The sequence below is a fragment of the Bacillus sp. TCT6 genome (genome assembly GCF_056033845.1).
The window spans coordinates 4,664,447-4,689,299 of sequence record NZ_JBVYHX010000001.1 but is presented as its reverse complement, the minus strand read 5'-3'; the positions used below and the strand labels follow the sequence as shown (position 1 = coordinate 4,689,299).

General features: G+C 36.0%; 22 protein-coding genes and 1 other annotated feature. Of the genes, 12 read left to right on the top strand and 10 right to left on the bottom strand.

All coding sequences use genetic code 11. The features are described from left to right. Positions 1 to 66 precede the first annotated feature (66 nt). Positions 67 to 984, top strand: a complete 918-nt coding sequence (murB, locus tag AC0ONG_RS24175; RefSeq protein ID WP_001057103.1) for a UDP-N-acetylmuramate dehydrogenase — start codon at positions 67 to 69, stop codon at positions 982 to 984. Positions 985 to 1,081: 97 nt separating this feature from the next. Then, positions 1,082 to 1,297: a binding site (T-box leader), on the top strand. A gap of 56 nt (positions 1,298 to 1,353) precedes the next feature. Continuing rightward, on the top strand, positions 1,354 to 2,616 hold the full coding sequence (gene tyrS / locus AC0ONG_RS24170) for a tyrosine--tRNA ligase (RefSeq protein ID WP_001021089.1): 1,263 nt from the start codon (positions 1,354 to 1,356) through the stop codon (positions 2,614 to 2,616). 341 nt (positions 2,617 to 2,957) lie between these two features. On the opposite strand, the gene AC0ONG_RS24165 is transcribed toward tyrS, so the two are convergent. From AC0ONG_RS24165 to AC0ONG_RS24155, 3 genes are all read right to left on the bottom strand, one after another. Further along, positions 2,958 to 4,136 (bottom strand): NAD(P)/FAD-dependent oxidoreductase, encoded by a 1,179-nt coding sequence (locus tag AC0ONG_RS24165; RefSeq protein ID WP_000043197.1) that lies wholly within the window; start codon positions 4,134 to 4,136, stop codon positions 2,958 to 2,960. A gap of 44 nt (positions 4,137 to 4,180) precedes the next feature. Next, positions 4,181 to 4,621 carry a DUF1641 domain-containing protein gene (locus tag AC0ONG_RS24160; protein WP_001115310.1) on the bottom strand — a complete coding sequence of 147 codons (441 nt, stop codon included), beginning with the start codon at positions 4,619 to 4,621 and terminating at the stop codon, positions 4,181 to 4,183. Positions 4,622 to 5,054: 433 nt separating this feature from the next. Next, entirely contained in the window at positions 5,055 to 5,399 is a 345-nt protein-coding gene (locus AC0ONG_RS24155) for a winged helix-turn-helix transcriptional regulator (RefSeq protein ID WP_000760473.1), read from the bottom strand. Positions 5,400 to 5,772: 373 nt separating this feature from the next. Between AC0ONG_RS24155 and AC0ONG_RS24150 the strand changes: the two genes are divergently transcribed. The 4 genes from AC0ONG_RS24150 to AC0ONG_RS24135 all read left to right on the top strand — a co-directional run bounded on the left by AC0ONG_RS24150 (position 5,773) and on the right by AC0ONG_RS24135 (position 12,603). Then, a complete protein-coding gene (locus AC0ONG_RS24150) occupies positions 5,773 to 6,936 on the top strand; it encodes an MFS transporter (RefSeq protein WP_003280699.1) in 1,164 nt (387 codons plus the stop codon). 16 nt (positions 6,937 to 6,952) lie between these two features. Beyond that, a complete protein-coding gene (locus tag AC0ONG_RS24145; RefSeq protein ID WP_000793558.1) occupies positions 6,953 to 7,792 on the top strand; it encodes an aldo/keto reductase in 840 nt (279 codons plus the stop codon). Positions 7,793 to 7,905: 113 nt separating this feature from the next. Beyond that, positions 7,906 to 8,829 carry a thioester domain-containing protein gene (locus AC0ONG_RS24140; RefSeq protein WP_001022528.1) on the top strand — a complete coding sequence of 308 codons (924 nt, stop codon included), beginning with the start codon at positions 7,906 to 7,908 and terminating at the stop codon, positions 8,827 to 8,829. A gap of 558 nt (positions 8,830 to 9,387) precedes the next feature. Then, positions 9,388 to 12,603 (top strand): putative mucin/carbohydrate-binding domain-containing protein, encoded by a 3,216-nt coding sequence (locus tag AC0ONG_RS24135; RefSeq protein WP_000043247.1) that lies wholly within the window; start codon positions 9,388 to 9,390, stop codon positions 12,601 to 12,603. A 43-nt stretch (positions 12,604 to 12,646) separates the two neighbouring features. Here the strand turns inward: AC0ONG_RS24135 and AC0ONG_RS24130 are convergent, their stop codons facing one another. Further along, complete coding sequence (locus tag AC0ONG_RS24130; protein ID WP_000689910.1) at positions 12,647 to 13,285, bottom strand: NAD(P)-dependent oxidoreductase; 639 nt, start codon at positions 13,283 to 13,285, stop codon at positions 12,647 to 12,649. A 300-nt stretch (positions 13,286 to 13,585) separates the two neighbouring features. Here AC0ONG_RS24130 and AC0ONG_RS24125 point away from each other — a divergent pair, with 300 nt between their 5' ends. The 4 genes from AC0ONG_RS24125 to AC0ONG_RS24110 all read left to right on the top strand — a co-directional run bounded on the left by AC0ONG_RS24125 (position 13,586) and on the right by AC0ONG_RS24110 (position 20,032). Then, positions 13,586 to 15,016, top strand: coding sequence for an alanine/glycine:cation symporter family protein (locus AC0ONG_RS24125; protein WP_001022952.1), 1,431 nt, complete (start codon positions 13,586 to 13,588; stop codon positions 15,014 to 15,016). Between the two features lie 336 nt (positions 15,017 to 15,352). Beyond that, on the top strand, positions 15,353 to 16,795 hold the full coding sequence (locus AC0ONG_RS24120) for an alanine/glycine:cation symporter family protein (protein ID WP_000346410.1): 1,443 nt from the start codon (positions 15,353 to 15,355) through the stop codon (positions 16,793 to 16,795). A 367-nt stretch (positions 16,796 to 17,162) separates the two neighbouring features. Continuing rightward, positions 17,163 to 18,344, top strand: coding sequence for a NupC/NupG family nucleoside CNT transporter (locus AC0ONG_RS24115; protein WP_000673845.1), 1,182 nt, complete (start codon positions 17,163 to 17,165; stop codon positions 18,342 to 18,344). A 506-nt stretch (positions 18,345 to 18,850) separates the two neighbouring features. Further along, complete coding sequence (locus AC0ONG_RS24110; RefSeq protein WP_000706853.1) at positions 18,851 to 20,032, top strand: NupC/NupG family nucleoside CNT transporter; 1,182 nt, start codon at positions 18,851 to 18,853, stop codon at positions 20,030 to 20,032. A gap of 43 nt (positions 20,033 to 20,075) precedes the next feature. Here AC0ONG_RS24110 and AC0ONG_RS24105 read toward each other — a convergent pair whose 3' ends face one another. The 3 genes from AC0ONG_RS24105 to AC0ONG_RS24095 form a co-directional block, all read right to left on the bottom strand. Further along, the gene (locus AC0ONG_RS24105; RefSeq protein WP_136996949.1) at positions 20,076 to 21,245 is read right to left on the bottom strand and encodes a DUF418 domain-containing protein; all 1,170 of its coding nucleotides are present in this window, start codon (positions 21,243 to 21,245) and stop codon (positions 20,076 to 20,078) included. 148 nt (positions 21,246 to 21,393) lie between these two features. Continuing rightward, a complete protein-coding gene (locus AC0ONG_RS24100; protein WP_000949393.1) occupies positions 21,394 to 21,900 on the bottom strand; it encodes a ferritin in 507 nt (168 codons plus the stop codon). 53 nt (positions 21,901 to 21,953) lie between these two features. Further along, entirely contained in the window at positions 21,954 to 22,277 is a 324-nt protein-coding gene (locus tag AC0ONG_RS24095) for a MazG nucleotide pyrophosphohydrolase domain-containing protein (protein WP_000355764.1), read from the bottom strand. 73 nt (positions 22,278 to 22,350) lie between these two features. On the opposite strand from AC0ONG_RS24095, the gene AC0ONG_RS24090 reads away from it, so the two are divergent. Further along, entirely contained in the window at positions 22,351 to 22,929 is a 579-nt protein-coding gene (locus AC0ONG_RS24090) for an LOG family protein (protein WP_001225728.1), read from the top strand. 104 nt (positions 22,930 to 23,033) lie between these two features. After that, entirely contained in the window at positions 23,034 to 23,315 is a 282-nt protein-coding gene (locus tag AC0ONG_RS24085) for a hypothetical protein (RefSeq protein WP_000390910.1), read from the top strand. A gap of 15 nt (positions 23,316 to 23,330) precedes the next feature. On the opposite strand, the gene AC0ONG_RS24080 is transcribed toward AC0ONG_RS24085, so the two are convergent. The 3 genes from AC0ONG_RS24080 to AC0ONG_RS24070 all read right to left on the bottom strand — a co-directional run bounded on the left by AC0ONG_RS24080 (position 23,331) and on the right by AC0ONG_RS24070 (position 24,810). Further along, complete coding sequence (locus AC0ONG_RS24080) at positions 23,331 to 23,528, bottom strand: hypothetical protein (protein ID WP_000656312.1); 198 nt, start codon at positions 23,526 to 23,528, stop codon at positions 23,331 to 23,333. A gap of 588 nt (positions 23,529 to 24,116) precedes the next feature. After that, the gene (locus AC0ONG_RS24075) at positions 24,117 to 24,278 is read right to left on the bottom strand and encodes a hypothetical protein (RefSeq protein WP_000128782.1); all 162 of its coding nucleotides are present in this window, start codon (positions 24,276 to 24,278) and stop codon (positions 24,117 to 24,119) included. Between the two features lie 91 nt (positions 24,279 to 24,369). Further along, positions 24,370 to 24,810, bottom strand: coding sequence for a Dps family protein (locus tag AC0ONG_RS24070; protein WP_001041895.1), 441 nt, complete (start codon positions 24,808 to 24,810; stop codon positions 24,370 to 24,372). Positions 24,811 to 24,853 lie beyond the last annotated feature (43 nt).

The following is a 24,853-nucleotide window of genomic DNA, read 5'->3' as shown; positions in this document are numbered from 1 at the left end:
GTACGTGGGGATATTATGGGCCCGTATAACGGGATAAAATGAATATAGAAATAGAGGAATCGTAAAATGAATATGCAAGAGGTTTATAAATATTTAAGTACGGTATTGCCTGAAGGACATGTTAAACAAGATGAAATGTTAAAGAATCATACGCATATTAAAGTTGGCGGAAAAGCAGATGTTTTCGTTGCGCCTACAAATTATGATGAAATTCAAGAAGTTATCAAATATGCGAACGAATATAATATTCCAGTTACGTTTTTAGGAAATGGATCGAATGTCATTATTAAAGATGGTGGAATTCGCGGGATTACAGTAAGTTTAATTCATATTACAGGTGTTACTGTAACAGGAACGACGATTGTAGCACAGTGTGGCGCAGCAATTATTGATGTATCACGCATTGCATTAGATCATAATTTAACGGGTCTTGAGTTTGCTTGTGGTATTCCAGGTTCAGTTGGCGGAGCATTATATATGAATGCTGGTGCATACGGCGGTGAAATTTCGTTTGTATTAACAGAAGCTGTCGTAATGACAGGTGATGGAGAGCTACGTACTTTGACGAAAGAAGCATTTGAATTTGGATATCGTAAGAGTGTATTTGCGAACAACCATTACATTATTCTTGAAGCGAGATTTGAACTTGAAGAAGGTGTACGTGAAGAAATTAAAGCAAAAATGGATGATTTAACGTTTAAGCGTGAGTCAAAACAGCCTCTAGAATACCCTTCTTGTGGTAGCGTATTTAAGCGCCCACCAAATAACTTTGCTGGTAAGTTGATTCAAGACTCAGGACTACAAGGTAAGCGAATTGGTGGAGTAGAAGTTTCTTTAAAACATGCTGGATTTATGGTGAATGTTGATAACGGAACAGCACAAGATTACATCGATTTAATTCACTTCGTACAAAAGACAGTTGAAGAGAAATTTGGCGTGAAGTTAGAGCGAGAAGTAAGGATTATTGGAGAAGATAAGGAATAACGAAATACGTATGAAGATATGAATTATTTTAAAATAACATTTGGGTATTGTTGACAATTTGTTTTCAATTCAATATAATGGCTAATAATTTAACAAATAACATACGTTGAAAGAGCCCAGTAGCAGTTTGTCACTGTTAACGAGAGAGCTAGGGGTTGCTGGAACCTAGCACAAACAAACTTGCGAATTACACTCTGGAGTATCTTAGGTAATGCTAAGCGGACTAGCAATCGATATTATTGCTAAGAGTGGTATGAGTAGCTATGCTATTTATGCAAACTGGGTGGTAACACGGTGAATAATCGTCCCTATGTCTATCGTAGACATAGGGGCTTTTTTGTTTTTAAAAAATAAAGGGGATGACAAAAGATGAATATTATTGATGAATTAGAATGGCGCGGCGCCGTTAATCAGCAGACTGACGAAGAAGGCTTACGTAAGCTAGTAGAAGAGAAAAAGATTTCACTATACTGCGGAGTTGATCCAACTGGTGATAGTATGCATATCGGACATTTGATTCCGTTTATGATGATGAAGAGATTCCAATTAGCTGGCCATCATCCTGTTATTTTAATTGGCGGGGCAACAGGAACAATTGGTGATCCGAGTGGACGACAATCAGAGCGTCAACTTCAAACGTTAGAAGTGGTTCAGCATAATGTAGATGCGTTAACAGCACAAATGAAAAAGCTATTTGATTTTGGTGGAAATAGCGAAGTGAAGATGGTAAATAACTATGATTGGACACATGAAATAAATATTATTGAGTTTTTACGTGATTACGGGAAAAACTTTAGCATCAATAGCATGTTAGCGAAGGATATTGTAGCAAGCCGCTTAGATACAGGTATTTCTTTCACAGAATTCACATATCAAATTTTGCAAGCGATGGATTTTCACCATTTATACACGAAAGAGGATGTTCAACTTCAAATTGGTGGTAGTGACCAATGGGGAAATATTACGAGTGGTTTAGATTTAATTCGTAAGTTAGAAGGTCATGAGGCTAAAGTATTCGGATTAACGATTCCGTTATTATTAAAATCGGACGGTACGAAGTTTGGTAAATCAGCAGGTGGTGCAGTTTGGCTTGATCCTGAAAAAACGACACCGTTTGAATTTTACCAGTTCTGGGTAAATACAGATGACCGTGACGTAATTAAATACTTGAAATACTTTACGTTCTTAAAGAAAGAGCGTATTGATGAATTAGCAGCGAAGGTAGAAGTCGAGCCTCATAAACGTGAAGCGCAAAAAGTGCTAGCGGAAGAAATGACGAAATTCGTTCATGGAGAAGAGGCGTTATTACAAGCTGAGAAAATTACAGCAGCGTTATTTAGCGGAGATATTAAATCGTTAACAGCTGATGAAATTGAACAAGGTTTTAAAGAAATGCCAACATTCCATTCTTCAAAAGAGACAAAAAATATTGTAGAGTGGCTAGTTGATTTAGGAATTGAACCATCCAGACGACAAGCACGCGAGGACATTAATAATGGTGCGATTTCTATGAATGGTGAGAAAGTAACAGATGTGGGTACGGATGTTACTGTAGAAAATTCATTTGATGGAAGATTTATTATTATTCGTAAAGGGAAGAAGAACTACAGCCTTGTGAAATTAGGAGAATAGTTTGTGTGAAAGGGGTGGGAGTAGGAAGAATACTTCCACCCCTTTCATATACACAATTTAGACATAAAATAATCAGTAAATTTAGATAATTAAAAGGGTTATATTATTCTTCTGCCGAATATATAAGTTAGAGAAAATTACGGATAAAGTGAAACTTTAATCAGTGGGGGGGTGTTCCTCCCCACTGATTATTAGTTGAACCAATCGGGCTTTTACGGGCAGTTAATCTTCCGACTTCATCCCTGCATTCACTGGATTTTAAGGTGGAGGTTTTACTGCCCGTTAATGCGGGATAAAAATAGCCCGAACCATGCAGGGCATGATTCGGGCTTATATTCAGCTTAGTAAGCTAAGCTGAATAGACCTTTAATGTGTGATAAGTAACGAACGTTACTTGCTTCTTTCATTAATGATGCTGGTAAGCCTTTAAGTGGAGTATTGCTTGCTCCAATTGTAGCAACCGCATCTTTACGTCCTAGACTAGCAAGTGTTCCAGAGTTTACAGGTGCGAACTCTTCGAATGCTTTGCCTTCTAGTGCTGCGTATAAGTTGTATCCAATTAACTCACCCATTTGCCAAGCGATTTGTGCAGTTGGTGGGTATGGACGACCGTCTGGAGAGAAGACAACAGCGCTGTCTCCAGCAACGAATACGTCTTTGTGAGAAGTAGATTGCAGGTATGCATCAACTGTTGCACGACCACGGTTAACTTCAAGACCTGATTCACCGATTAATGGGTTACCTTGTACGCCACCTGTCCAAACGAATGTGTTAGCAACAAGTTTTTGACCGTCTTTTAAGTCGATCTCATTGCCAGCAACGTTTGTTACAGGAAGACCTGTTAAGAATGTAACACCGCGTGCTTCTAGGCTAGTAGTTGCACGTTCGATTAAGTGGTCTGGTAATACTGGAAGGATTTTTGGACCTGCTTCAACAAGAAGAAGTTTAACTTCTTTTGGATTTACGCCGTGGCTTTTTGCAAGTTTAGGCATAATGTCAGCAAGCTCACCAACTAGCTCAACGCCAGTTAATCCGCCACCACCGATTACGATTGTAGCATCAGCTTCGTTTTTCGTTTTCGCGTATTCACGAATACGGTCTTCAACGTGTTTGTAGATTTTGTTTGCATCAGCAGCAGATTTTAATACCATGCTGTTTTCTTCTAGTCCTGGAATACCGAAGTAAGCAGTTTTACTTCCTAAAGCAACTACAAGTGCATCGTAAGATAAAGTAGTGCCGCCAGCTAGTTTGATTTCTTTGCTATCAACAGAGAATGACTCAACTGTTGCGATTTTAAGATCGATATCTTTGCCTTTGAAAAGCTTTGTAAGTGGCATTGCAATTGCTTGCTCAGCAACGTTACCAGCTGCAAGGCGGTGTAGTTCAGTGATGATTTGGTGTGTTGGGTATTGGTTAATCACTGTAACTTGTGCTTCTGATTTGCTGTAATATTTACGTACGTTTAAAGCGGCAAGAAGACCGCCATAACCAGCGCCTAAGATGACAATTTGTTTTGACATAGTATGATATCCCCCGTCTTTACTAATTGTTGTTATAAGTTAAATTATTTATTGTTACGTTCTGCACTAATTTGAAGATATGCGTTCACAAAGCGGAACATTTTTTGTGCTTGTGGATCTTTTAGTAATTTTAATAGACCGAATAGGCCGATAACTTCAGTACTTTCGTCAGCACGATCTTTCGCTTCGATTGCAGTTGCAGCCATGCTTTTCACTGTATCTTTTACAGGTTCTACAAGCTCTGTAATTGCACCAACAGTGTCGCTTTTTAATACTTCATCAGTAGCAACAGTTTGAGCGAAGTCATAAGACTTAGTTAAAATGTTAACAAGCTCAGTTAATTTTGGAAGCTGTTCTACTAGTGTTGTTAATGATTCTTGTACCTCAGGTTTTAACAACTGATCAAGTACATCAAGTTGTCCTTGGCTAGCAGAAATTTGTACAGTTTCTTGTTCTGGCTTTGTTTGAGTCATAGTTTCTGGCATCTCCAATTCTCCTTTACGATAGCAATACTCTTATTTTTTATAAGTAAGATAGTAAACGTTTACGAAACTTTATGCAAAGTTTCACAAAACACAATAAAATGCCTTTAAATATATGGCAGCAAACAAGCTGACATAGATCTAAAACCACATTTTCTTACCTATTGTTTATGAACTGTCCGATACATGGCTTGTCCGCATAATGGAAAAGCTCCGCTACCGGAAAGTGTATATAATATATATCCTATATTATATACTATATGCACCTATGTTAACATAAAAATGATTCCTAATTATTTGATATTGAGTGTATAACCTAGTGCTGACAAGGTATGAAAGCGTATAAAATATTTTGTTTTAGTTAGAAATGTACATATATATATAGAAAAAAAGGAAAAAACGAACAAATTCATGTTCGTTTTTTCCTTTTTTCCTATTATTCACCTTCTGCAATTAGCATCGATGTATTACCTTCTTTTTCAAGATGACATTCGCCCCAAGTACAAAGAGAGTCAAGAATTGATTCTAAAGACCAACCGTAATCAGTAAGGGAGTATTCTACTTTTGGCGGGACTTGGTTGTAGACTTTTCTTTGAATGACCCCGTCGTCCTCTAATTCGCGTAATTGCTGAGTTAACATTTTTTGTGTAATACCAGGCATTAAACGTTTTAGTTCACTCGTTCTTTTTGTGCCTTTCGTTAGATGACAAAGGATAACAACCTTCCATTTTCCACCGATAACCTCTAAAGTCGCCTCTACAGGAATATTGTATTTTTTCATATGAAACCCTCCTTTTATGAGTAAAGTAAGCTTAATAATACAAATGTTACTTTTTAGTACCTATAGCACTTTAAAGTACGTACTTTTTATCATGTTAAATATGTTTCATAATAGCACATGTGAGAAGCAAGTGAGTAGTACGGTACCAAAAAGTGACTATGTTACTTTTTAGTGCCTATCGTACTTTAAAGTGCGTTCTTCAAAAAAGGAATGAAACCATTCATAATAGCATTTGTAAGTATAAAATATATTTTTTAGAAGATAAAAGGGCCTTTTTATCACACTATTATGATTGGATTTCTTGTAATAAGGAGGAATTCAATTGAGTTCATATACAGTACCATCTTCAGAAGTTCAGACGAATCGAAGAAGTATGTTTGCTTTATTAGCACTAGCAATTAGTGCATTTGGGATTGGTACGACCGAGTTTATTAGTGTCGGTTTACTACCATCTATTTCGAAAGATTTAAATGTTTCGGTTACAACAGCTGGTTTAACCGTTTCTTTATATGCATTAGGAGTAGCGTTTGGTGCTCCAGTATTGACGTCATTAACAGCTAGTATGTCGCGAAAGACGTTGTTAATGTGGATTATGATTATTTTCATTATTGGCAATGGTATTGCGGCAGTAGCAACAAGTTTTACTGTGCTACTTATCGCGAGGGTTGTATCTGCGTTTGCGCATGGGGTTTTTATGTCAATTGGATCTACAATTGCGGCTGCGCTTGTACCTGAGAATAAACGTGCAAGTGCAATAGCATTTATGTTTACTGGTTTAACTGTTGCGACTATTACAGGTGTACCAATTGGAACATTTATCGGTCAACAATTTGGCTGGAGAGCATCGTTTATGGTTATTGTGGCAATTGGAGTCGTTGCTTTAATCGCCAACAGTATGCTAATTCCTTCTAACTTAAAAAAGGGTACGTCTGTATCATTTCACGATCAATTTAAGTTGATTACGAACGGAAGACTATTACTTGTATTTATCATTACTGCATTAGGATACGGGGGAACATTCGTAACATTTACGTATTTATCTCCGTTATTACAAGAAGTAACAGGATTTAAAGCAAGTACCGTTACAATTATTTTGTTAGTATACGGAATTGCAATTGCGATTGGGAATATGGTCGGCGGAAAATTATCAAATTATAATCCGATTCGATCGTTATTTTACATGTTCTTTATTCAAGCGATTGTATTATTTGTTTTAACATTTACAGCGCCATTTAAAGTTGCTGGATTCATTACAATTATTTTTATGGGACTATTTGCGTTTATGAATGTCCCAGGGCTACAAGTGTATGTCGTTATCTTGGCTGAGAGGTTTGTACCTAGCGCTGTTGATGTAGCATCAGCGATTAACATTGCAGCATTTAACGCAGGAATTGCTCTTGGTGCTTACTTGGGCGGTATTGTAACGAACTCGTTAGGATTAATTCATACGGCTTGGGTAGGCGGAATTATGGTAGTAGGTGCTGTGATTTTAACAGCGTGGAGCATGACATTAGAAAAAAGAGATCAAGTAAAATAAAAGGAGAGAAAATAAAATGAAAAACTTACAAAGTAAAACAGTATTAAATAATGGTGTAGAAATGCCTTGGTTCGGTTTAGGTGTATTTAAAGTAGAAGAAGGACCAGAACTTGTAGAAGCTGTAAAATCAGCGATTAAAGCAGGATACCGTAGCATCGATACAGCTGCAATTTACGGAAATGAAAAAGCTGTAGGTGAAGGAATCCGTGCCGGTATTGAAGCGACTGGTATTTCAAGAGAAGAATTATTTATCACTTCAAAAGTATGGAACGCAGATCAAGGATACGAAGAAACAATTGCTGCATACGAAGAGAGCTTAAAGAAATTAGAACTAGATTATTTAGACCTATATCTTGTTCACTGGCCTGTAGAAGGAAAATATAAAGATACGTGGAGAGCGCTAGAAACACTTTATAAAGAAGATCGCGTACGTGCAATTGGCGTAAGTAACTTCCAAATTCACCACTTACAAGATGTAATGAAAGATGCAGAAATTAAGCCAATGATTAACCAAGTAGAATACCACCCTCGTTTAACACAAAAAGAATTACAAGCTTTCTGTAAAGAACAAGGTATTCAAATGGAAGCATGGTCACCACTTATGCAAGGTCAATTATTAGATAACGAAACATTACAAGCAATTGCTGAGAAACACGGTAAAACAACAGCACAAGTGATTTTACGTTGGGATCTTCAAAACGGAATAATCACAATTCCAAAATCAACGAAAGAACACCGCATTATTGCAAACGCGGATGTATTTAACTTTGAATTAACAAAAGAAGACATGGAAACAATCGATGCGTTAAACGAAAATCACCGCGTTGGTCCAGATCCTGATAACTTCGATTTCTAAGATTAAAGTAAGAAAGAAAAAAGAGTGCTTTTATGCACTCTTTTTTTGTGCATAAAAATATTTTCTAATTAAATACTACTTAGTATTAAGTTTGTTATTAAGGGGCTGTAAATATGAATATAAAGCAATCGTTCAAACTTTTAGCTATGTTTTTAAGTGTCTTATTTGTATTATTCCCACTTCAAAAAGCATTCGCAGAGGTTATGGACCATACAAAGTATGAAATGGATTGGAGTTATAGTAGGTCAAAGAAGAAACCAATCCGAACAGAACTTATTAAAACGGCAGATGGAAAAATTGCATTTTGCTTAAATGTAGACTTAAAATCTCCGAGCGGTCAAGACTTACCAGAAATGGGTAAAGTAGATATTAACGTGTACCGTGTACTGTTGAATGGATATCCACAAAAGAGCCCACAAGAATTAGGGGTATCTGATTGGAGAGAGGCGCATTACGCAACGCAACTGGCAGTGTGGAATGCGTTAAAACAAATTGATGTTAATGATTTAGATTTCCGCAATAAAAATGTAGAGAAAGTAACGAAAGACATCGTTGCAAAAGCAAACGCTAGTGAAGAGTTACAAGAAATTACGATGAGTGTAACTCCTACAGAAGAACAAGAAGCAGTATTAAAAAATGATTTCTTTGAAACAGGTTTATATACAGTAGAAACAAATGCAAAAAGCGGAACGTATAAAGTGCAAGCAACAGGTGCACCAGCGGGTGTGAAGTTTGCAAATGAAAAAGGCGAAACAAAAACAGAATTTAATGTAGGAGAGAAGTTCCGCATTTTAATTCCGAAACAAACACCAGCTGGTGGATTTAGCTTTAAAGTATCAGGAAATTTAACGAAATTACAAGGGATTGCGCATAAAGGTACACCGACTATTCAAAATGCAGTAGTATTACTTGAGCGTAGTGAAGAGAAAACGAGCCCTGAGTTAGCGGTAAGTTGGAAAAAGGCTGAGGCTCCAAATAAACCAAATAAGCCATATACTCCAAATGAACCGCATAAACCGAATCAATATAAAAGGTAAATAAAAGCATTGGCCTATGCCAATGCTTTTTGTATGCGAGGATTAAAGTTATATTAAGAAAATAATAAAATAGATAAAATAGTGTTTTTACAGAGTAAATTATATTTTAAAATAATATAAATATAACAAAATCCTAACGTTACGATTAATAGATTAAATTCACAAAATTGTAATATTATTCTTGGGGGGAGGCTATTAAATACAGGTAAAAGCGTGTAAAATTCAGTTGGAAAAACTACCTATAGATGGTCATATATGAAGAAAATGTAAGGTTTTATTTTTAGATGTATAGATGACGAGACTAAAATATATCTTTTACTATTTTCCTTTTATGTAAGAAGAGAACTCATCACAAGTAGAGCGAAGTGAGGAGGGCGTAATACATAAAAAAATTTACAATATAAGAAAGCGAATACATTTAGAGAAATGCGGTAGTAATTGATATAGGTGCGAGAGGTGTTAGTCTATTCAATAAATGTTTTTATAAAAATAATAGGATTTCTTATTAAATGAATATATAGGATGGTTTGTCTAAAAAAAGGACAGGGGACACAGATTATGTCAAAGCAGAAAAAGAGTAGGGTATTAGTAGCTGGTATTTGTATATCTACATTATTATCACCAGTAGCTTTCGAAGCATCGAAAGGATATGCGGCGCCTTTGGAAGAGAATAAGGGCGGGCAGTTGGAAGAGAGTAAAGAGAATCGTTTGGAGCAGAGAACGTTTCATTTGCCTGGAAAAGGTAGTGTTGAAGAAGAGCAAAAACGCTTAAAAGTACGTTATGTACTTTCAACAAATGAACCAACTGGAATTTATGCTGGTCCAAATGAAGAAATTAAAATTGAAATAAAAGGAACGCAATCTATTAAAGCGTTCATAGGAACGAAGTCATATGATGAAAAAGGGTTTGAAGAATTTGAGTTAAAACCTGGTGAAAATAATATTTCATCTTCAAGAGGTGGAATACTATATTTTTATAACATGAATAATGATGGCGAAGTAACAGCTTCAGTTATTCATGGAGGAAGTCATTTTCCATTATTTGTATTAGGGAAACACACAAAAAAAGATTGGGATGCAATGTTAAAAAAGTATAAAAATCCTTATGCAGTTGAATTGAAGGGTGAGAGAAGTTTAATTACTGCAAGTCCTGAAGCAGTGGCAAACTATATGGGAGAGACGGATCCAGTAGAATTAATGAGGCTACATGATAAGATTATTCGCTTTGAAAATTCTGTAGCAGGATTATCTGAAGATGGTATAGGGGTGTCAAAAGCTCCAAACCACTATATCCAATTTGTTGAAAAGAGAAAACCAGATAAAGATGATTGGATGTTTGCTACTCATTATCATACAGGGTATGTTCCAGAGACTATGGATAGGGTTTTAAATATAAAGAGATTACAAGGAGATGGCTGGGGACCGTGGCATGAAGTAGGGCATTTACATCAGCAAGCTCCTTGGTTTTGGTCAGGTGTAGGAGAAGTAACAGTAAATATATATTCATTATCGGTTCAAAGAATGTTAGGCAATAAATCAAGTCTAGAAGAAGATGGTCATTATAAAAAAGCTTTTGCTTACTTAGATAATCCTGATGCTCAAAAAAAGATGGAAGAATTCGAGAAACTAGTAATGTTTTGGCAACTTGATTTAGCTTATGGAGAGCATTTTTACCCTAATTTACATCAAATGTATCGCTTATTACCAGAATCTGAAATGCCTGCTTCAGATGAAGATAAAAAGCAAATGTTTATTTATATGGCATCGAAAGCGGCTAAACAAAACTTAGTGCCGTTTTTTGAGAAATGGGGATTAGGTCCAAATGATGAGGTTAGAGGGAAAATCGAAAATTTAAATTTACCTAAATTAGAAAAAGAAATATGGAAAGCAACAGATAGTAATATTATTCGTGAAAAACAAGTGAAACCATACGGCGGGCTTCCTTATGGTGAAGCGTCTACTGTGGTACAAGATCTCATCGTTGGTGCGAATTTTAATGAAAATCTAGCAAATAGTCTTGTTCAAAATTTAGGTGAAAATGTAAAAGTAACAGGTAGAATTATGTGGCCGTATTTAGAGGTTGGAAAAAGAGCGGTATTAGTAGAAATTGAGGATGAGAAAGGACAGAGAAATTTCATTTCTGTTCCAGTTAACAGTCTTTATGGAGATACTATGGTATTTAAAGGTTACGGTGATGAGGTAAATTCTGTTATAACGCTCCTTCATGATGAAAAGAAAATCAACGTTTCTTTCGTTGGTAATGAGTTTCATGAGCGCTTTAAAAATGAAAAGTATGTAGGGATTACCTTATATGATAAGGATGGAAATGAAAAGAAAAATATTTCTATAGAAGGGCAAGAAAATTCTAAAAAGGTTGCTTTGCAACTTGAAGGTGTTGAACTTCAATATGGCGATATTATGAAAGTATATCATGCAGAACCAAGTCGTTTCGATTGGTATCAAAGTAATAAACTTGTAGATCAAGGTGGAGCTAAGAATAAAAAAGAAAAGTTCTTTAAGATTACTCCACAAGGATATGAACTAATAGACGGTATACAGGAAGTAGAAGCAGTACCGCAAAAAGTATTAATCGGGGCAGACGCTGAAAAATTAGAAGCGAAAAACTTTGTTCAAGTAAAAGGTGGAGAAGTAATTGGATTTGTAGAAAAACCGAATACAATGAAAATCGGTGAACAAAAAGTAAAAGTAGAAACGAAAGATCGTTTCGGAAATAAGAAAGTGACGGAAGTGCCAGTAGAAGTAACTTATGGAGATAGCCTATTTGTATATGGATTAAGTTATGGTAGTGACGATATGAAATCGATTATAACGTTACATCATGATACGAAAAAAATGAGTGCGACAGATACGGATAATTTGATTCATGATTACTTTGGAGATGAGAAGTATTTTGAATTCACCTTGTACAATAAAGAGGGAAAAGAGAAGAAAAATATAGAGGTAAAAGGCTTGGAGAATACAGAAGCTTTTGCCAAGGAAGCAAATGGGTTAGCATTTGAATATGGAGATGTGGTGAAAGTATACCATGCAGAGTCTTCACGTTTACATTGGTATCAAAAAGGTTTATATGTGGGAGAAGGAAAAAATAAAGAAATAAAAGAATTATTCTTCGAAATTACTGAAAATGGATTTGAAAGATTAGAAGCTCTGCAAGAAGTAACAGCAGTACCACAAAAAGTAGTTATTGGAACTGACGTTGAAAAATTAGAAGCAAAAGATTTTGTGCAAGTCAAAGACGGAGAAGTAGTTGGATTTGTAGAAAAACCAAATACAACAAAAATCGGTAAACAAAAAGTAAAAGTAGAAACGAAAGACCGTTTTGGAAATAAGAAAGTAACGGAAGTACCAGTAGAAGTAACATATGGAGATAGTCTTGTATACCAAGGGCTGGGTGATGATATTCGTTCTATTGTAACGTTAAATCATGATGATAAGAAACTACATGTAACGTCTACAAATGAACAAATTCATAGTTACTTTAACAATGAATTATATATGGGAATTACCCTATATGATCAAAATGGAACGGAGAAAAAACATGTAACAGCAGAAGGACAAGAAACTTCAAAGAATTTTGCTGAGCAAGTAAATGGTATGATGTTCGAGTATGGTGATGTAGTAAAAGTGTATCATGCAGAATCTGATCGTTTAAGTTGGTATAAAACTGGTGAGTTAATTGGAAAAGGGGATGCGAAAAAATTTAAAGAGATTTCCTTCAAGATTACTCAAAATGGCTTAGAGCAAGTACGATAATAAGAAAAAGCTCGTAAAACATTATGTTTTACGAGCTTTTTTATTATTCAGCTTCAGAAACAACTGTGAAGCGTTCGTTTACATGTTTTGGATTTTCGATTTCATCAAGTGCTGCAACTGCGAAGTCCTCGTAACTTACGTAGCTATCACCTTTTGAGTTAACAAGAAGATTGTCTTTGCCAGCTTTGTAAGAACCAGTGCGTTTTCCTAATGCGAATAGTGCAGAAGGGCTGATGAATGTCCAAGTGATATCATTTGTTTGTTGCAAGATTTCTAAGTTTTTACCTTGGTTTTGAGCTGTTGCAAGGTATTCGCCTGGGAAACCTGGTGTATCAAATACACGTGTTGTTTTTTCTTCGTCTACAAATAAGCTTCCTGCTCCGCCAACTACAAGTAATTTTGTATTTGGTGCACCTTTCACAGCTTCAATAAGTACGTTTCCTGCATCTACGTGAAGGTGTTCTTGCCCTGCTGGAGCACCAAATGCATTTACAACTACGTCGAATGCTTGTAGGTCGTTAGATGTAAGAGAAAATACGTCTTTTTCTAAAACTTTTACGTTTTCTTCTGTAATTTTTGCAGCGTTTCTTACGATTGCAGTTACTTCATGTCCACGATCTAATGCTTCTTTTAAAATACGACTTCCTGCTTTACCAGTTGCTCCGATAATTCCGATTTTCATAATAAATCCCTCCAAAGTGTTTTGTTAAATTGTATATCTGAAAGTGAATGAATGTATTGTAATTAGGTTTGTTACAACCTGTTGTAATCATTATAGTTACAGGTAGGTGTTTTTGTCAATGGGGTAGTTTGTAGATTTATTTTTTGTTTTAGTATGCACAGTTAGAGGGAGGAGAGTCATAAAGATATTGTTACTTCGCGCTTGGCTAATATTTGGAAATTGCAAATTGTCGAAAAATGTTGATTTTTGAATGTTTTTTAAATATAATTCGTTTTATGGAGAAAAGGAGGGGTTAATTGTATGAATATTTTGGAACAATTCGTTTCATCAACGAATACGATTCTTTGGTCATATATTCTTATTGCAATGTTAATTGGTTTAGGGCTTTATTTTTCTATTAAATTGAAATTCGTACAGCTTACTCATTTAGGAGAAATGATTCGTTTAATGAGTGATGGACTAACTGGCAAGACACGTAAAAAGGGCAGTGTATCATCGTTCCAAGCATTTTGTATGAGTTCTGCAGCTCGTATTGGTATCGGGAACTTAGCTGGTGTAGCGTTAGCTATTTCTATGGGAGGACCTGGAGCTGTATTTTGGATGTGGGTTATTGCGATTATCGGTGCTTCTTCAAGTTTCGTAGAAAGTACGCTTGCGCAAATTTATAAAATAAAAGATGGCAGTGGCTTCCGTGGTGGTCCTGCTTATTATATGGAAAAAGGTTTAAATAAACGTTGGATGGGGATTTGGTTCTCTATTCTGATTACAATTAGTTACGGTTTAATTTTCAACTCAGTACAAGCAAATACAGTAACATTAGCATTTGAAAATGCATTTGGCTTAGAGCGTTATATTGTTGGTATTGTATTAGCTGCATTAGTTGCGGTTATTATTTTTGGTGGTGTAAAAAGTATTGCACGTATGTCGGAAATGATTGTTCCGCCAATGGCGCTTATTTATATTGCCGTAGCTATTTTTGTTGTCATTAAAAACTTCTATTTAATACCAGATGTGTTTACGGAAATCTTTAAAGGTGCATTTGGTTTAGATTCAGCTGTAGGTGGCGGTATCGGTGCTGCGATGAAATATGGTATTCAGCGCGGATTATTTGCGAACGAAGCAGGTATGGGTAGTGCGCCGAATGCGGCAGCAACAGCTGATGTAACGCATCCAGCGAAACAAGGTTTTATTCAAACGATTGGAGTATTAGTAGATACATTCTTAGTATGTACATCAACAGCATTTATCGTACTATGTTCTGGTGCATATAAAGCAACGAATTTAGAAGGTATTGAATTAACACAAAATGCATTAAGTTCACAAATTGGCCCATGGGCGAGCAGTTTCTTAGCGATTATTATTTTCTTATTTGCATTTAGTTCACTTCTAGGAAACTACTATTATGGTGAAACAAATATTGAATTCATTAAGCAAAGCAAAACGTGGTTAACAATTTATCGTATTGCGGTAGTTGGAATGGTATTATTCGGTTCTGTTGCGACGCTTCAAGTTGTATGGAATATGGCGGACTTATTTATGGGGCTAATGGTAATCACGAACTTAATTGCGATTACACTTCTCGGCCGATTTGCGTATGCTGCATTGGCAGACTATGTAAGGCAAAAGAAACAAGGAAAAGATCCAGTCTTCAGTGCAGATTCTATTCCTGGTTTAACGAATACAGAGTGTTGGGATAAGTCAGCGGTAACAGATAAAGAAAAAGCAGTGTAAATGAAAAGGCGAGCATCGAGGTGAATTCGATGCTCGCCTTTTTTGTTGTAGGAAATGATGAAAAGGGTGAGAGGTAATTATTAATATAATTTTTTTTGTTTATTTCTCTCTCGTTATTTGTGGGGAACGTGCTGTATTAAAAGTATGACTGGTCGAAGAGGATAAGTGATTGAGTATTGGATAAATGTATGTAATGGCTATATTTTTATGTAAAAAAAACACGTATGTTAATTTTATTAACATATTCATGTTATAAAACCTTACATAAAGTTCTTGATTACTTAAAGTTTTTAGAATATAATTTTCTTATTGTTAGGAAGAGGGGGCAATGCAAATATGGATTTTTTAGCTAGGGTAATTGGGGATGTAAATAATATCCTTTGGTCATATGTCATTATTGCGATGTTAATTGGGTTAGGGCTCTATTTTTCATTTCGTGTGAAATTTGTCCAAGTTCGTTACTTCGGTGAAATGATTCGTTTGCTTGGGGATGGAGCAAGCTCGAAAACGAGAAAAGCGCAAAAAGAGAAGAGCGGCGTATCATCATTTCAAGCGTTTTGTATGAGTACAGCTTCTCGTGTAGGTACTGGTAACTTAGCTGGTGTAGCTATTGCAATCTCAGCAGGTGGTCCAGGAGCAGTATTTTGGATGTGGTTAATCGCGGTAATTGGGGGTGCTTCTGCATTTGTAGAGAGCACATTAGCGCAAATTTATAAAGTAAAAGATGGGAATGCATTCCGTGGGGGCCCAGCGTATTATATGGAAAAGGGTTTAAAGAAACGCTGGTTAGGTGTTGTGTTCTCTGTTCTAATAACAGTAAGTTTCGGATTGATTTTTAACGCTGTACAGTCTAATACTGTAGCGGCTGCCTTTGATGGGGCGTTCAAAACAGATAGTAGATTAGTAGGTCTTGTTATGGCTGGTTTACTTGCAGTTATTATTTTCGGCGGAGTAAAACGAATTGCTCGCGCGGTTGAAATGATTGTTCCAGTAATGGCAATTATTTATGTAGCAGTGGCATTATTCGTTGTTGTAACAAACATTACGGCAATTCCATATGTATTTAAAGAAATTTTCTTACATGCTTTCGGAATTAAAGAAGTAGTAGGTGGAGGATTAGGAGCTGCGATTTTATTAGGGGTAAAACGTGGATTATTCTCAAATGAAGCAGGTATGGGTAGTGCGCCGAACGCAGCAGCGACTGCAAACGTAACGCACCCAGTTAAACAAGGTTTCATTCAAACTTTAGGGGTATTTACAGATACATTATTAATTTGTAGTTGTACAGCATTTATTATTCTTTTATCAGATGTGCATAATGCAGCTGATTTAAATGGAATTCAATTAACGCAGCAGGCGTTAAGTCAACATATCGGTCCATGGGCTTCTATATTTGTAGCAGTTGCAATCTTCTTGTTTGCATTCAGTTCATTAGTAGGTAACTACTACTATGGTGAAACGAATATTGAGTTCTTAAATGGAAGTAAAGTGCTATTAAATGCATACCGCATTGCTGTACTTGGTATGGTTATGCTAGGGTCCGTGGCGACAATTCAAATCGTTTGGGATTTAGCAGATTTATTTATGGGAATTATGGCTGTTATTAACTTAGTAGCAATTGTATTCCTTTCTAAGTACGCTTTCGCAGCGTTATCAGATTATATTAAGCAAAAGAAACAAGGGAAAGATCCAGTCTTTTATGCGGAGTCTATTCCAGGTTTGAACAATACAGAGTGTTGGGATAAGCCAGAGGTAGCTGATAAAGAAAAAGCAGTATAATGAGGTGAGCATCAAGTGAAACTTGATGCTCATTTTTTGTTGGTTCAGCTATTTGTGTGAAGTGAAACTCCCGTTCATTAAAGTTTCGCTTTATAATGAAAAAGACGAACATTCATGAATGTTTCGCTTTATAATGAAAAAGACGAACATTCATGAATGTTTCATAATAAAACGTATTTTTTTAAGAAAAATGCGGATATGAATTATGATTTATGTTAGAATGGAAAATGCCTTTGAAATAAGAGGTTTTATGATCTTTCCTATCCGATTGAAGGTTTTGGAGGAGAAATGGAAAGTTCGGATTATTTCTTGTTTCGAATGGTCAGACGTTCAACGTTAATGAAGAGTTAAATGGAGGATTTTATTAATGAAGTTTGTTATGTTCCTTGTAGGATTACTCGTTGTATTTGTACTCGGTTTTCTTATAAGTGCCGATCGAAAGAAGATTAAGTATAAACCAATCGCAATTATGCTTATTATTCAGCTAGTATTATCTTATTTCTTATTAAATACGCAAGTTGGTTATATTTTAGTAAAAGGAATTTCAGATGGATTTGGCGCACTTCTTGGATATGCGGAAGCTGGAATCGTTTTCGTATTTGGTGGTCTTGTTAATAAAGGAGAGGTTTCATTCTTCTTAACAGCGCTATTACCAATCGTATTCTTTGCGGTTTTAATCGGAATTCTGCAACACTTTAAAATTTTACCAATATTTATTCGTGCTATTGGTACGTTGTTAAGTAAAGTAAATGGTCTAGGAAAACTAGAATCATATAACGCAGTAGCAGCTGCCATTGTTGGACAAGCAGAAGTATTTATTACAGTAAAAGATCAATTAAGTAAAATCCCAAAACATCGTTTATATACATTATGTGCATCTTCTATGTCGACAGTATCGATGTCAATTGTTGGTTCTTATATGAAAATGATTGAACCAAAATATGTAGTAACAGCACTTGTATTAAATTTATTTAGTGGTTTCATTATCATTCATATTATTAACCCGTACGATATTACAGAAGAAGAAGATACACTGAAATTAGAAAATAAGAAGAAACAATCATTCTTTGAAATGCTAAGCGAATATATTATGCTTGGTTTCACAATCGCGATCACAGTAGCGGCAATGTTACTTGGTTTCGTAGCATTAATTACAGCAATCAATAGCTTGTTTGATTCAATGTTCGGTATTACATTCCAAGCTATTTTAGGATATATTTTCTCACCATTAGCATTCGTAATGGGCATCCCGCAAGCAGAAATGGTAACAGCGGGACAAATTATGGCAACAAAATTAGTATCAAACGAGTTTGTTGCGATGCTTGATCTTGGAAAAGTAGCTGGTGATTTATCGGCTCGTACAGTTGGTATTCTTTCTGTATTCCTTGTATCATTTGCGAACTTCTCATCTATCGGAATTATCGCAGGTGCAACGAAAGGTATCGATGAAAATCAATCAAATGTTGTATCATCATTCGGCCTACGCCTTGTGTACGGTGCGACATTAGTAAGTATTTTATCAGCGATTATCGTTGGTGTTATGTTATAAAGTGAAACTTTAATTAGTGGGGGGAGCTTTATCCCCCGCTGATTATCAGCCCTCACCAATCGGGCTTTTATGGGCAGTTAATCACCCATCTAACTTCTTTGTTTTCGCTGAATGTTGAGATGGGGGTCTTACTGCCCGTTAAAGCGGGGTAAAAAAAGGATGGCTCTAGCTCATAGCTAGGGCTATTTTTTTATGGTAAATTTGCATGAAAAAACCAATTAATTAGGAATATATTAACATATAAAAATCTTTTAAAATTTATATTGCATTTCACCTAGATAACGCTTACAATTTGATTTGTAGGTGGTATCAATTTCAGACTTTCAAGTATGGTAGGAGAGAAGAAGCTACCTTTTATAAATTGCAATTTATGTAAACGCTTACTGATTTTAGATGACAGTTGAATAGTTTTTAGGGGTTTTAAATTTTTTTAACAACAATGGTCAGACGTCATTCGTTATACGTTATACGACCAATAACTCGTGGGAGAAGTGGGGGATTCACATATGAAAATAGTAATGTTTCTAGTCGGTTTACTTGTAGTGTTTGTACTAGGTTTCCTTATCAGTTCAGATCGTAAGAAAATTAAATATAAACCAATTGCACTTATGCTTGTCATTCAATTGGTACTTGCGTATTTCTTACTAAATACAAAGGTCGGATTTGTATTAGTAAAAGGGATCGCAGATGGATTTGGTTCTATTTTAAAATTTGCGGAAGCTGGGGTTAACTTCGTATTTGGTGGTCTAGCAAACGATGGACAAGCACCATTCTTCTTAACAGTATTATTACCGATTATTTTCTTAGCAGTATTAATCGGGATCCTGCAACATATTAAAGTTTTACCGATTATCATTCGTGCAGTCGGTTTCCTATTAAGTAAAGTTAACGGTTTAGGAAAACTAGAATCATATAATGCGGTAGCGGCTGCAATCGTTGGTCAAGGGGAAGTATTCATTACAGTAAAAGATCAACTAAGCAAATTACCGAAAAATCGTTTATACACACTTTGTGCATCTTCAATGTCTACAGTATCGATGTCAATCGTCGGTTCTTATATGAAAATGATTGATCCAAAATATGTAGTAACAGCACTTGTATTAAACTTATTCAGTGGATTCATTATCGTTCATATCATTAATCCATATGAAGTAAAAGAAGAAGACGATATTTTAGAATTACAAGAAGACAAGAAACAAACATTCTTTGAAATGTTAGGCGAATATATTATGCTTGGTTTCTCTATCGCTGTAACAGTAGCGGCGATGTTAATCGGTTTCGTAGCATTAATTACAGCAATTAACGGTGTATTCGATTCAATTTTCGGAATCACATTCCAAAGCATTTTAGGATACATTTTCTCACCATTAGCATTCGTAATGGGTATTCCAACATCAGAGATGCTACAAGCAGGACAAATTATGGCAACAAAATTAGTGACGAACGAATTCGTTGCAATGCTTGACCTTGGAAAAGTAGCTGGCGATTTATCAGCTCGTACAGTAGGTATTTTATCTATCTTCCTTGTATCATTTGCGAACTTCTCATCTATCGGAATTATCGCAGGTGCAACGAAGAGTATCGATGGCAAACAAGCAAACGTTGTATCATCATTCGGTTTAAAACTTGTATACGGTGCAACGTTAGTAAGTATATTATCAGCGATTATCGTTGGGGTTATGCTTTAATAAATTAAGAAAAGCAATGAGCGTAAGCTCATTGCTTTTTTGTTTAACTTGCTTTATCCAAATCTCTTTTAAAACGTGGTTTCTCTAAATAAGTTCCCAGTCTCCACACATATTCCACTGGACCCATCCGGTATTTCTGGAGCCAATAGGTGCTAACGAATAATTGAATCGTATAAATTCCGATGGTTAAAAGAATACCGAAGAAATAACCGATTTTACCGTATAGGCCAAATCCATATGCGTAAAAAATAGTTGTTGCAATAATAGATTGTGCTAAGTAATTACTAACGGACATTTTTCCCATGTTCGCCATGTATGTTAGTAGACGAGATGCTTTTTTGTAATGGAATAATAAAATAATCGTACTTCCGTAAAAGAAGGTCATAGTTACTGGTGTAAGGCCATCTTGTAACATAATTAAAATCGGATGCTTTACGAACATAGCTAAGATTTTAATTGTAAAAGAGAAGAGACCGGTGGCAAACCATATTTTTTTGACAGCAGGTATATGTTTATTGACCTCAAATAGCCAGCCTTTTTTCCCTACATACATTCCGAGTAGGAACAGTGGAGACATAAAAATTATTGCGAAAATTGATATGAAAACTAATCCAGATACACCGTTAATTCCTATGTAATCAAAAGGATTTTCAGTCAATCTAAAGTTGACGTGATCCATATAGCCTCCGGTTTGATGGACTTTATGTTCTTTTTCAGTATAAGGTGCGAAATCATTTATATTTGTAGATGGATCAGTTTGATAGGACATAAGTGTAATAAGTGCGAGTAGAATAATCGCCCAAATGAGCAAAGTTTTCGGTTTTCGATTGATGAACATCATTAAGAAAATCCCGATAACTCCGTATGCAAATAAAATATCTCCCTCCCAAACAAAAGTGCCGTGAATGTAGCCAAGTAGTAAAAGAATGATAATACGTCTTATGTATGTAGGGAAGAATTTTTTTCCTTTTGCGATAATACTTTTTTGTAACAAAATAATGCTAAGCCCAAATAGAAAAGAAAATAGGGATATAAAATTGTGTGTGCCGAAAAATTGAATAAACCAATTAGCGCCTTTATCAAGATTGCCGAATAGATAAGTGGGTTTTTCACTGGTGAAGAACCCAAATTGAATTAATGTCATATTGACTAGTAAAATGCCAAACAAAGCGAAACCACGAATTGCATCGACAGCTTCTACACGTTGATTCATTTTTTCTCTCCTCGTATATTGTTTTTATATTGAAAATAATACCATTTTATAGCTGGCGCTATGTCAAATATGAGGAAATTTAAGGTGATTTTAAGATAGAGAGCAAATAAAAAATCACCTTAATACATGTATTAAGGTGATTGAAATATTATTGAGCTGGAGGTGTAAATGTACGTTTCTCTAATTCAGCATCTAGCATAAATAGTGCGTTTGAATCACTTGTAATACGTTTTAGTTTTTGGATGATGCTATCAAATGAAGCTTCTTCTTCTACTTGCTCATCGACGAACCATTTTAAAAATGTAATTGTTGCGTGTTCACGCTCATCCCAAGCGATATCAGATAAGTTATAAATACGCTTCGTTACTTCACGCTCGTGCTCAAGTGCCACTTCAAAAGCGTTCAATACAGATTCATATTCGTTATTTGGATTATCAAATCCAGTAATAATAGCACGCTCACCACGGTCATTAATGTAGTTGTAAAGCTTCATTGCGTGGAAACGTTCTTCTTCAGCTTGTACAAGGAAAAAGTTAGCGAATCCATCATAGCTCTCAGCTGTACAGTAAGCAGCCATTGCCATATAGGCGTGGGCAGAGTAAAATTCAAAGTTCATTTGATCGTTTAATGCGTCGTGCAATTTTTTAGATAACATAAAATCCCCCTTAGTATTGTGACAAGAACATTATACCATAATTGATAATATTCTCATTTGGATACTTCGAACCTTTTCGAAAGCTTTGTGACGTGTGCCTCCATAATGTCTTGTAAATCTAAATCATATTTTTGTGAAAGAATAATAAGATTAGATAGTACATCACCAAGTTCTTCTTTTAACTCTTGTTTTAGTTCTTCTTCTGTTTTCACTTTTTCGTCAGGACGATCACGGCCAATTTCGATTGCACGAACAACGCGTGAAACTTCTCCAACTTCCTCTGTTAAGAAATTTAAGCGAATAAAGGAATTATACTGTGACCAGCTTCGTTTTTCGTAAAATTCCTCCACCCATCTTTGAAATGCGACGATATCCATTTCTTCCTCATCCCTTCAATATGTTGTACAATATTCATTGTATCATAACAATATATAGTTTCGGGGTGTAGGAATGAGAAAGATTTGTGTGTTTGCAGGTTCTAATTTAGGGGAGAGACCAGAATTTAAAGAGCAGGCAATAGCGTTAGGAAAAATGTTTGTTGAGAACGATTATGAGCTTGTATACGGTGGTTCTTGCGTTGGATTAATGGGAGAAGTGGCAAACGAAGTTCTTCGCTTAGGCGGACGTGTAACAGGTGTTATGCCACGCGGTCTATTCCGAGGAGAAATTGTGCATACAGGATTAACAGAATTAATTGAAGTAGAGACGATGCATGAACGTAAAGCGAAAATGGCAGAGCTTGCGGATGCTTTTATTGCATTACCAGGCGGATACGGAACGTTTGAAGAGCTATTTGAAGTAGTATGTTGGTCACAAATTGGTATACATAATAAGCCGGTTGGTTTATTGAACATAAAAGGCTTTTACGGACCAATTTTACAAATGGTTGAACGTTCAGCTGAAGAAGGATTTATGAATCCATCAAATAAAGAATTGATCGTTTCAGCTGAGACGGCAGATAAACTAATTCATGCAATCCAAAATTATGAGCGTCCTGCTTTGGGAACGAAGTGGAAGCAACTATCATAGCAAATACGGAAACACATGTCGTTTTAATTTAAGATGGCATGTGTTTTTAATTTGGTTAAATATGTTAATGTTTAGATGTAATGTTTTGGGGAAAGGAGAAATAGATGGAGGAGTTCGTATATTTACGTCCGGTTTTTAAAAGTATTTTAGCAGCATCTATTCTTGTTATGCTAATTGTTTTGAGACAGAAGAAAGAGTTGATTAATGAATTTTCGCTTTGGTTTATCTCGGTATTGTGTATCGGTGTTTCCGCGATAACGTTGTTTATGTCCGGATTTATCGTTGATGAGTATAATCTAGGTGGAGATCCACAATCGTTTTGTATGTTTATTGCGATTGGTTGTATTAGTGGTCTGAATTTCATTATTTATTACAGAAGGCAATAAAAGAGGCATTCCATATTACTTTGGAATGCCTTTATCATTTTGATTGCTTTGTTTTTTATACAGGTACCAGCCACCCCAGCCGCCACCAATTGCTACGACAACGAGGAAAGCATAGTCCTTAACCTCGACACGTATATTGAAAATATTAGCTATAAGTAAGAGAATCCCAACTGTTATTAACGCAAAAAACGCTCTAATTAAGTAGTCTTTCAACTGAACCACTCCCGTCATTTAAGTAGTAAATGATGAATTTGGAAAAGCCTTTTGGATCTATGATACTAAAGGGTGTTTCCTATATTTTAACATAAAAAGGATTGTAATATAGTGATAAAAGTGGGGGCGAGTTGTGTGTTAATATTGTCGTGATTTGTCGGTAAATTGATATCCCTTGTCGAATCGTTGATATATTGAGGGTAATGATCGATATAATGAAAAAATCGTTGATATATTAAGGGTAATGATCGATATATTTGAAAAATCGTTGATATAATTTCGTGTACCGTTAAGTGCAACCACTACATAAAAAAAGCGACTCTGAACGAGCCGCTTCTGCTTTAATTTTATTATCCAGCGCCGGTAGCTAGAATGTTTGGTGTCTTCGCTTTTTCCTGCGAGGCAAAGAGCGCCTCGCAGGAAAAAGTTCCATCCCCCTCACATTCTGAGAGAGCTACTTCCGCTTTTAACGATATCCAGCTCCAGCGGCTAGAATCTCCGGTCATTTCGCTCTCTCGCTCGAAGCAAAAAGCGCTTCAAGGTCGAGAGCTCCAATGTCCTGCGATTCTGAGCGAGCCGCTTCTGCTTTTAATGATATCCAGCTCCAGCGGCTAGAACAGTCGGTTGTTTCACTCCTTCATTTGAGGAAAAAAGCGCCTCGTAATCAGGAGTTCCAACACCCTCCTGTTCTGAACGAGCCGCTTCCGCTTTTAACGATATCCAGCTCCAGCGGCTAGAACAGTCGGTCATTTCGCGCCTTCCTGTGAGGCAAAAAGCGCCTCTTCGTCAGGAGCTCCAATGCCCTCTTGTTCTGAGCAAGTCACCTCCGCTTTAAAATCTATTATTGATTCAAGAACGCGCGTAGCATCCAAGCGTGTTTTTCTAGTTCTGTGTAGATACCTAGTAGTAGGTCAGATGTCATTTCATCGTCAGAATCTTGAGCGATTTCCATGCCTTTTTTCAGTTCGACTAGCATCATTTCGTAGTCTTTCATAATTGCTTCGACCATCCCTTCTGCAGTTTCTCCGTATGCTGCTTCTTGAATAGAAGATAGTTCTAAGTATTCTTTCATTGTTGCTACTGGTTTGCCGCCAATTGCTAAAATGCGTTCTGCAATTTCATCGATGTGAGTAGCTGATTCTGTGTAAAGTTCTTCGAATTTCTCGTGTAATGTGAAGAATTGAGGTCCTTTTACGTACCAATGGAAGTTGTGAAGTTTTGTGAATAAAACGCTCCAGTCTGCTACTTGTTTGTTTAATACTTCGATTACTTGTTTGTTCATTATGATCAATCTCCTTTTGAGTTGTTATGTGATATCAATTACT

Coding starts and splice junctions, on each gene's coding strand:
- murB (WP_001057103.1), top strand. CDS start 67: ATGAATATGCAAGAGGTTTATAAATATTTAAGTACGGTATTGCCTGAA.
- tyrS (WP_001021089.1), top strand. CDS start 1,354: ATGAATATTATTGATGAATTAGAATGGCGCGGCGCCGTTAATCAGCAG.
- AC0ONG_RS24165 (WP_000043197.1), bottom strand. CDS start 4,136: ATGTCAAAACAAATTGTCATCTTAGGCGCTGGTTATGGCGGTCTTCTT.
- AC0ONG_RS24160 (WP_001115310.1), bottom strand. CDS start 4,621: ATGCCAGAAACTATGACTCAAACAAAGCCAGAACAAGAAACTGTACAA.
- AC0ONG_RS24155 (WP_000760473.1), bottom strand. CDS start 5,399: ATGAAAAAATACAATATTCCTGTAGAGGCGACTTTAGAGGTTATCGGT.
- AC0ONG_RS24150 (WP_003280699.1), top strand. CDS start 5,773: ATGTTTGCTTTATTAGCACTAGCAATTAGTGCATTTGGGATTGGTACG.
- AC0ONG_RS24145 (WP_000793558.1), top strand. CDS start 6,953: ATGAAAAACTTACAAAGTAAAACAGTATTAAATAATGGTGTAGAAATG.
- AC0ONG_RS24140 (WP_001022528.1), top strand. CDS start 7,906: ATGAATATAAAGCAATCGTTCAAACTTTTAGCTATGTTTTTAAGTGTC.
- AC0ONG_RS24135 (WP_000043247.1), top strand. CDS start 9,388: ATGTCAAAGCAGAAAAAGAGTAGGGTATTAGTAGCTGGTATTTGTATA.
- AC0ONG_RS24130 (WP_000689910.1), bottom strand. CDS start 13,285: ATGAAAATCGGAATTATCGGAGCAACTGGTAAAGCAGGAAGTCGTATT.
- AC0ONG_RS24125 (WP_001022952.1), top strand. CDS start 13,586: ATGAATATTTTGGAACAATTCGTTTCATCAACGAATACGATTCTTTGG.
- AC0ONG_RS24120 (WP_000346410.1), top strand. CDS start 15,353: ATGGATTTTTTAGCTAGGGTAATTGGGGATGTAAATAATATCCTTTGG.
- AC0ONG_RS24115 (WP_000673845.1), top strand. CDS start 17,163: ATGAAGTTTGTTATGTTCCTTGTAGGATTACTCGTTGTATTTGTACTC.
- AC0ONG_RS24110 (WP_000706853.1), top strand. CDS start 18,851: ATGAAAATAGTAATGTTTCTAGTCGGTTTACTTGTAGTGTTTGTACTA.
- AC0ONG_RS24105 (WP_136996949.1), bottom strand. CDS start 21,245: ATGAATCAACGTGTAGAAGCTGTCGATGCAATTCGTGGTTTCGCTTTG.
- AC0ONG_RS24100 (WP_000949393.1), bottom strand. CDS start 21,900: ATGTTATCTAAAAAATTGCACGACGCATTAAACGATCAAATGAACTTT.
- AC0ONG_RS24095 (WP_000355764.1), bottom strand. CDS start 22,277: ATGGATATCGTCGCATTTCAAAGATGGGTGGAGGAATTTTACGAAAAA.
- AC0ONG_RS24090 (WP_001225728.1), top strand. CDS start 22,351: ATGAGAAAGATTTGTGTGTTTGCAGGTTCTAATTTAGGGGAGAGACCA.
- AC0ONG_RS24085 (WP_000390910.1), top strand. CDS start 23,034: ATGGAGGAGTTCGTATATTTACGTCCGGTTTTTAAAAGTATTTTAGCA.
- AC0ONG_RS24075 (WP_000128782.1), bottom strand. CDS start 24,278: ATGACCGACTGTTCTAGCCGCTGGAGCTGGATATCGTTAAAAGCGGAA.
- AC0ONG_RS24070 (WP_001041895.1), bottom strand. CDS start 24,810: ATGAACAAACAAGTAATCGAAGTATTAAACAAACAAGTAGCAGACTGG.